Consider the following 7,913-nt stretch of genomic DNA (forward strand, 5'->3'; position numbering starts at 1 on the left):
TGCTAAAATCAAGCATTATCGAGCAATATCCACTAGATATGACAAGTTGAAAAGGAACTATGCCAGCATGGTATCGCTGGCATTTATGTTAATGTGGCTACCAATGTATTGCTGAGCATAAAACGTACAGCAAAGATCAACACGCCCTAATAATATTGCCTCTACTTGTCGAGTGCAGACGCAAAATTCACACTTTGTGACTATGTAAACTTAGGTAAAAACTGATAGGCAGGCAAAAAAATAGCCAACCGCAATAGTGCGATTGGCTTATATATAGTGTGAACAAAATCCATTCACTAACAACGTCAGTTGGCTAGGTGACCCTCGGCTTAAGAAGGGTCACTCTAATAAATGCACTTAACGTGCCAACTTTAAAAGTACGTTGCTTTTTGTTCTAAAGCACACTTTTTGCCCAAATAACCATTTCAAAATGCAAAATGAAAATTGCATTTTGCAATAATTTGCAAATACATATTAAACTATACTCCTATCAATAATTTGCTCTAGTATGATTTTTCATACTTTTTTCATCTCTTAGCCGATATACTCTCTGCACCAAAATTTAGTTAACCTTCAATAATGAACTATCTAACGACTTTTCTAAAAGGCATCGCGATGGGCGCGGCTGATGTTGTACCTGGAGTCTCGGGCGGTACGATTGCGTTTATCACTGGCATCTACGACACCTTGCTTGAGAGCATTCGACGCATTAACCCATCGGCAATCGGGATTTGGAAGCAAGATGGATTCAAAGCGGCTTTCCAACATATTAACGGTTTGTTTCTTATCTCACTGTTTGGTGGGGTACTGACCAGTATTGCGACATTGGCAAAACTCATTTCTTGGCTGTTGGTGACTCATCCAATCCCTCTGTGGTCATTCTTTTTTGGTCTGATTCTGGTTTCTGTGTTCCATATGCTCAAACAGATCGAACAACGCAGCCTAAGCCGCTTAGTCTTCCTCGCGTTAGGGGTTGCATTCGCCTACAGCATTACGGTGTTAAATCCACTTCAGTTAGAGCCGACCAATATCAACGTCCTTTTCGCAGGCGGCATTGCTATCTGTGCGATGATCCTACCGGGAATTTCTGGCAGCTTTATCCTGCTTCTGATCGGAATGTATACCCCGATACTCGGCGCGGTAAAATCCTTTGATCTGCCAATCCTACTGCTGTTTTTGTCTGGCTGTGTGATTGGCCTTCTGAGCTTTTCTCACGTTCTTTCTTGGCTGCTAAAGCGCTTCCGCGACCTCACATTGGTGTTCTTGACTGGCCTCATGCTCGGTACATTGCCAAAGATCTGGCCATGGAAAGAGACCATCAGCTGGCGTGCTAATTCCAAAGGAGAACAGGTTCCTTTGATTCAGCACAACCTCTCCCCGTCAGATTTTGAAGCTCTCACCTCCCAACCTGCGCAACTGGGTATCGCGATAATTCTAATGCTATGTGCGATCGGACTAGTTCTCGGACTAGAAAAATTCGCCGAGAACCGCGATCTGTAATCGAATTTAAAGCGGCTTTACTCACTTCGATACCTACCGCAATCTCGCGAGCTGAAACTGACCAGAACCAGCTGCTGCTTGGTTTATAAATGTAGTGGACGCCAACTGTGCAGCGACTGCCCTAGGCATCCAGACAACAAACGCTAATACGCTTTTAGCTCTTCAGTCCGTCCAAAGAAGTAGGCAAGGATGCCGATCGCGATAGCGAACATGGTGCAAAGATATATTGGATAATTGGCGGATATCGTTGCACGAAATGCAAGCAACGAAGCGACCGGCGGCTTAGTTCATGTAATCAATGACATCCAAGGCCACTACCAATACATGGACATTGATGTTGCCGATTTTCAAGCTAAACCAAGCTCGACGTTTGTTCCTGGTGGTGCAACCGACTACGCTGAAGGTCTCTTCAACCTTGGCATGATTTATCACTTAGATCCAACATCTCAAGTTTGGGCTAACTTCTCTCAAGGTTTCGATATCCCTCAGTTGTATCGCTACTATAGCAAGAGTGCGACGCAAGATGTCGCGGCATCTAAACTCGAAGGAATCAAAACAGACAGCTACGAAATCGGTTATCGCAATGACCTAGATAATCTGTCACTGCAATCAGCGATTTACTACTCACACTCTAGCGCAACAGTTCAGTACGAAGATGATTTCTCTATCTCTGGGCTAGCCGATCCTAAACGTGTCTACGGTGCAGAAGCTCAAGTCAGCTACTGGGCCACAGACATGCTGCAACTTGGTTTGTCTGGCCACTATGTCGTAACACAAACCAAAACCGATGCAGGATGGGAAGATCACCAAGTGAAGTTCTAATCACCTAAAAGAAAAACCGCCCTGTTTTGGGCGGTTTTCATGTTCATTTTTCAGCCTCAGCGTTTAGATGTACTGCATCAACTTCTGTTTCACTTCTTCACTAGCAAAACACTGCTCAACACTTGCGCGGTAGATTTGCGCATAGTCTTCTGCCGTTAGCTCAAACAGTTCCATCACTTTTTCAACTTCTTGAGTCATGGTGGTATTAGAAACCGTACGGTTATCAGTATTGATCGTTACTGGTAAGCCGTCTTTGTGGAAATCTTTCAGCGGATGAAGCTTAAGCTCAGAGATCGCTTTCGTTTGCACATTACTGCTTGGACACGCTTCCAGACCCACTGCATCTTGCTTAACGCGTTGGTAAGCTTCCGCATGGTCTTTAATGGCAACACCGTGACCAATACGTTCAGCGCCTAGCAATTCAATGGCATCATAAACGTTCTGACCGCAGCCCTGCTCGCCCGCGTGAATAGTAATGCGGTAGCCTTTGTCACGAGCATATTGAGTGTAAGTCACATAATCGTGGGCGAAGTTGTCCAACTCACTGCCAGCCAAGTCAAACGCCACAACACCATCACCTAGGAACTTTTCACCTGCATCCAATACTGGAGGGATTGTGTCTGAAGGTAAGAACTTAACCGCAGACAAAATGTAGTTACCTTTGATGTCATACAGCGCTTCCGCACGCTTCATACCTTTTACTGCACTTTCAATAATCTGCTCATGGCTAAGACCATTTTGAATGTGAAGGTGTGGCGCAAAACGCACTTCTAAGTATTTTACATTCTCTTTTGCGGCATCTTCGAACAGTTCAAACGAAATACGCTCAATGCCTTCGGCTGTTTGCATCACTTTAATTGGCAGTGCAAAACGATCTAAGTACTCTTGCAGGTTGGGACAAGTCTCTGGAGCAACCATCATCTCTTTGATGACATCCGCATCGGTACTTGGCAGCTCGATGTTCTGCTCGGCAGCTAAATCAATTACCGTTTGTGGGCGAAGGCTACCATCAAGGTGGCAATGGAGATCAATTTTCGGGAGATCAAAATAGTTCATCGGGTTCAGTCCTAACTTTCACTGCTTATACGATAAAGAGATAAAACAACACGCTATTGCAACTATAGCAATAATCGTGATTCACACACTTTATCCTTTGTTTTTGATTACAATAAAATTCATGTTATATGATTATCTAACATAAGTAACACGACAATTGTCCGGTCAGAGGCTAAATCATTCAACACTTTGTTGAATAACGAAAATTCACTATGGATAAGAACAAGATTTTAAGTGATGGACTGAACAAAATCCGTCAGTTAGTGAAAGATGAACAATACCGAACTATTCAAGTGCAAAAAGGCGACCACATCATACGTCAGCATAGCGAAGTCAATGATGTCTATTGGTCAGAGGCGGCGCAATTTTCTGTTCTTCACACCGCTGAAAATGGCAAAACACTCAGTTTGGGTGACTATTACATTGAAGATAACTTTTTTGGTGAGATGGAGTTTTTCTCCGATGCCCCCAGCCCATTCAGCGTCATCGCCACCACAGATGCACAACTGATCGTGATCCCACTGGATAAGTTTGCTGAACTGCTGATTTCTGACGGCAGTGTCGCATTTTGGATGACACATAGAATGTCCAACATCTATCTCAATACTATGCATATTGCGATAGAGCGTTCGCTGTATCCGCTTAAATTTAACATCATCAAAGATCTCGTCAGTCGATACAGTAACAGCGCCCGTTCATCCGGCCATACCTATATGTATCAGGAAGCACAACGCTTTGGCTGCACCGAAAGAGCGTATACACGTATTATCCATGAACTGATCAGCGAAGGATTAGTGGCTAAAGGGCCTGATAAAGGCGGGATTGTCCCCGTCGATATTGACGTATTGCGCGACTATCTTGAAAAATACTACCAGTAGTACGAACACTCAGTATCCGAAGCACATTCGTCCGCCAGAAAACAAAAAATCGACGCCCTAAAAGCGTCGATTTTGTCTGTTTCATTTGCGGTTCCCAGTTTAAAGCTGATGGGTACGGCTTGGTAAAAACACTTCACCCAACATACAGCGAACGCTACCACCACCAATGTTTTCAATCGTCTTTACGTTGAATGGTAACAGCTTACCATGGCTCGATAACTGGGCACGTTGCGCTGGCGAAAATGCATCGTATGCAGACTGAGACATCGCAATCACTTTTTCACCGTTGACCGTTTCTAGCTGAAGAATATTGCCACAGAACTGGTTCATCTGATCAATCGAGATTGAAATCACCTGCTTATCTTTCGCCAGCGACTTAATCACAAAACGACGCTCAAATTCAGGGATCACTTCATCACAAACGACACAGAAGCTCTCACCAATCGCCATCATCACATTGGTATGATAAATAGGCTTACCTGACGGCAGCGCGGTTTGGAAAGAGACCACACGGTCATAACCGATACGTTGTGCGTAGTCTTCAAGAACTTCGCGATCACAACGTTGAGATAGCGCCGCATAGACAGTTTTATTAACATGATCTTTCACCATAACACCTGTGCTCTCTAAATGAGCATCATGAGCTAGGTAAGAAGTCAGGCTATCCTGACCTAAAACAGGGCGACCCGCGAACTCTAACGCTTCAACCAAAGCATCGGTCTTAACTTCTTGCTGACGGTTTTTACAAGCCATCGGAAACGTGTAAAGCGTTCCATCTGCGGTGGTACTAAACCAATTGTTTGGGAACACCGCATCAGGTGTTTCGACACCTCCGAGCGGATAATCAAATACCACAACCTGAACACCCGCTTTGCGCAACGTATCGACCATAGTCTCGAACTCTTGCATTGCTTTTTCACGAACTTGACTGGTCGAATCCGACACTTGATGCTGGAATTCATTGTCTTTTGCCGTTTCAGCATTAAACGCAAATTCTTTAGGTGGAACCATGACCACGCAGTTAGCGTTCTGTACTGAAGATGGTTTAGTTTTTAGTATGGCTTGCTGTTTCAACATTGTGACAAACTCAATTAATCTCTCTCACTAACGCCAATTGTAGACATATTGTTAAACGAAAGATTACTGAACTGACCTGTTATTACGCATTCATTTCAGCAAGTTTAACTGAGTCAGCTACGTATAACAGTTAAAGTCACTGTCAGAACAAAACTCATCCAGAGGTCGATGAATATTATGCAAGGGAAAGAATAATAAACTGGTTACATTTCATAGAACGAGGGTATACCATAACCGAACCCTGCCTATTTATGGACGAACGCTCGTGCCTTACGGCATCTCTTCTGCTTTATTTGCGTGTTTAGGAAATACATATGTTTAAGAAGTTCGAAGGCTTTACTCAGCCTTTCCCACAACAGGAGCCAGATCAGCCGCCAACAGGCATCTTTGCCTTTTGCCGTCACTATACTCGAGGGTTTGAAATCCCGCTGATTATCATGTCGATCATGTCAACCATTGTTGCGATCGTCGAAGTATCCCTGTTTGGCGCGATGGGCAATCTGGTTGACTGGCTGTCAAACAGTAACCCAGAGACATTTTGGCAAGATAACCAGAGCGCGCTCATTTTCTACGGAATGTTGCTTCTGGTAGTGATGCCTATTCTTGTTGTCTGTTACTCACTTTTGGTACACCAGACGTTACTGGGTAACTACCCAATGTCGATTCGTTGGCTCACACACCGTTATCTGCTCAAACAGAGTCTCAACTTTTATCAAGATGACTTTGCTGGTCGTGTGGCAACGAAAGTCATGCAGACCTCTCTTGCGGTGCGAGAAACGGTAATGAAGTCGATGGATGTGTTTGTCTACGTTTCGGTCTACTTTACCTCTATCGTCGTCTTACTCGCTCAAGCTGACTGGCGTCTGATGATCCCAATGGTGATCTGGCTAGCTTGCTATATCTGCATCCAAATTTATTTTGTACCAAAGCTGAAGCAAGTCGCCTCGGAACAAGCAGACGCCCGTTCAACTATGACAGGGCGTATCGTAGATAGTTACACCAACATCGCTACTGTTAAGCTGTTTTCACACAGCAAAAGGGAAACTGAATATGCTGAAAAAGGCATGACGGGTTTCCTTGACACTGTTTATCGCCAAATGAGACTGGTCACGGGCTTTGATGTCGCGGTTGAAATTACTAACTACATCTTAGTCTTCTCAATTGGTGCCCTATCGATCTATCTATGGATGGACAACTCAATCAGTATCGGCGCTATCGCGATTGCGATCGCCCTCGCTCTGCGTATCAACGGTATGTCGATGTGGATCATGTGGGAAGTCGGTGCGCTGTTCGAAAACATGGGTACGGTAGTGGACGGCATGAAAACCATGGCGAAACCAATTGATATCCAAGATAAGCCAAACGCTCTGCCGTTGGAAGTTAAGCAAGGCGGTATTGAATTTGAGGACGTCAGTTTTCATTACGGCGATAAAAAGAAAGGGGTCATTAACCACTTAAATCTCAATATCAAGCCGGGTGAAAAAGTGGGCCTAGTGGGTCGCTCGGGCGCGGGCAAATCCACCTTAGTCAACTTGCTATTGCGCTTCCACGATGTTGAAAGCGGCAAGATTAAAATTGATGGTCAGGTGATCTCAGACGTCACTCAAGATTCCCTACGTAGCAAGATTGGTATGGTGACGCAAGACACGTCCCTGCTACACCGCTCGATTCGCGATAACATCTTGTATGGCAACCCTGACGCGTCAGAAGAAGACCTTCTAAAAGCGACTAAACAAGCCCATGCTGATGAATTTATTCAAGCGCTCAGTGACCCGTTTGGTAACACGGGCTACGATGCTCAAGTAGGTGAACGAGGCGTGAAACTTTCGGGAGGCCAACGCCAGCGTATCGCAATCTCTCGCGTGCTACTCAAAGATGCGCCGCTGCTTATCCTTGATGAAGCCACCTCTGCTCTCGACTCGGAAGTAGAAGCGGCAATCCAAGAGAGTCTTAACGAGCTTATGCAAGGCAAAACTGTAATTGCGATTGCTCACCGACTATCGACCATCGCTGCAATGGATCGCTTAATCGTGTTAGATAAAGGCGAAATCGTTGAACAAGGCACCCACCAAGAGCTAGTTGAAAGTGGCGGTATCTACGCCCAGCTATGGGCTCATCAGACGGGTGGATTCATCGCAGAAGAGACCGATGTAGCGTAACTAGTTGATTTAATTGAAAACTAGTTTAACTAATTAGTGGCGATTTACTGAGAATAACCGACAAAAACCGAGGTTAACTGACAGTTGTCGCCACTTGGAACATGCTTAGGCAATGCGCGTTTCACACACTCCCAAGCCGCATAATAACGAACATCAAACAAAGCATGCTCACTAACTGCAACATTCAATAATTCATTATACAACCTGATTACCACCGACTCTCAGCTAGCTTGAGAAGCTTTTCTGGCATAGGTGGTGCGCATACCGATGCTCTTAAAAGTGCAAGGGTCATGTCCTCAAGGTTAAAGCGATGATTGAATCTAAAGCAGAATTCTCCAAGATATCTCGGTAAGTGTTTCTTGCGTATCGCATGATACGTCCCATGTAGCGAGTTCTTAACATTACCAATCATTGTATCAAC

General features: G+C 44.7%; 7 protein-coding genes and 3 pseudogenes. 6 read left to right on the forward strand and 4 right to left on the reverse strand.

Features of this window, described 5'->3' with window-relative positions:
* The 4 genes and pseudogenes from QTN94_RS18665 to QTN94_RS18680 all read left to right on the forward strand — a co-directional run.
* A pseudogene (locus QTN94_RS18665) lies at positions 1-115 on the forward strand (IS5/IS1182 family transposase); the annotation flags it as partial.
* A gap of 464 nt (positions 116-579) precedes the next feature.
* The gene (locus QTN94_RS18670) at positions 580-1,500 is read left to right on the forward strand and encodes a DUF368 domain-containing protein (protein WP_331416801.1); all 921 of its coding nucleotides are present in this window, start codon (positions 580-582) and stop codon (positions 1,498-1,500) included.
* A 9-nt stretch (positions 1,501-1,509) separates the two neighbouring features.
* Positions 1,510-1,647: pseudogene (locus QTN94_RS18675) on the forward strand ((2Fe-2S)-binding protein); the annotation flags it as partial.
* A gap of 114 nt (positions 1,648-1,761) precedes the next feature.
* Positions 1,762-2,310: pseudogene (locus QTN94_RS18680) on the forward strand (TonB-dependent receptor domain-containing protein); the annotation flags it as partial.
* Between the two features lie 75 nt (positions 2,311-2,385).
* Here the strand turns inward: QTN94_RS18680 and add are convergent.
* Positions 2,386-3,378 carry an adenosine deaminase gene (gene add, locus QTN94_RS18685; RefSeq protein WP_331416800.1) on the reverse strand — a complete coding sequence of 331 codons (993 nt, stop codon included), beginning with the start codon at positions 3,376-3,378 and terminating at the stop codon, positions 2,386-2,388.
* Between the two features lie 212 nt (positions 3,379-3,590).
* On the opposite strand from add, the gene QTN94_RS18690 reads away from it, so the two are divergent.
* Entirely contained in the window at positions 3,591-4,256 is a 666-nt protein-coding gene (locus tag QTN94_RS18690; protein ID WP_331416799.1) for a Crp/Fnr family transcriptional regulator, read from the forward strand.
* Positions 4,257-4,355: 99 nt separating this feature from the next.
* Here QTN94_RS18690 and QTN94_RS18695 read toward each other — a convergent pair whose 3' ends face one another.
* On the reverse strand, positions 4,356-5,333 hold the full coding sequence (locus tag QTN94_RS18695) for an arginine deiminase-related protein (protein WP_331416798.1): 978 nt from the start codon (positions 5,331-5,333) through the stop codon (positions 4,356-4,358).
* A gap of 314 nt (positions 5,334-5,647) precedes the next feature.
* Between QTN94_RS18695 and QTN94_RS18700 the strand changes: the two genes are divergently transcribed.
* The gene (locus QTN94_RS18700) at positions 5,648-7,492 is read left to right on the forward strand and encodes an ABC transporter ATP-binding protein (protein WP_138972656.1); all 1,845 of its coding nucleotides are present in this window, start codon (positions 5,648-5,650) and stop codon (positions 7,490-7,492) included.
* A 44-nt stretch (positions 7,493-7,536) separates the two neighbouring features.
* On the opposite strand, the gene QTN94_RS18705 is transcribed toward QTN94_RS18700, so the two are convergent.
* Complete coding sequence (locus tag QTN94_RS18705) at positions 7,537-7,695, reverse strand: hypothetical protein (RefSeq protein WP_331428504.1); 159 nt, start codon at positions 7,693-7,695, stop codon at positions 7,537-7,539.
* Positions 7,696-7,700: 5 nt separating this feature from the next.
* On the reverse strand, positions 7,701-7,913 hold a 213-nt coding region (locus QTN94_RS18710; protein WP_331428505.1), incomplete at its 5' end, for a transposase.

Origin of the sequence: Vibrio sp. M250220 (assembly GCF_036533795.1) — a bacterium.
GTDB lineage: Bacteria > Pseudomonadota > Gammaproteobacteria > Enterobacterales > Vibrionaceae > Vibrio.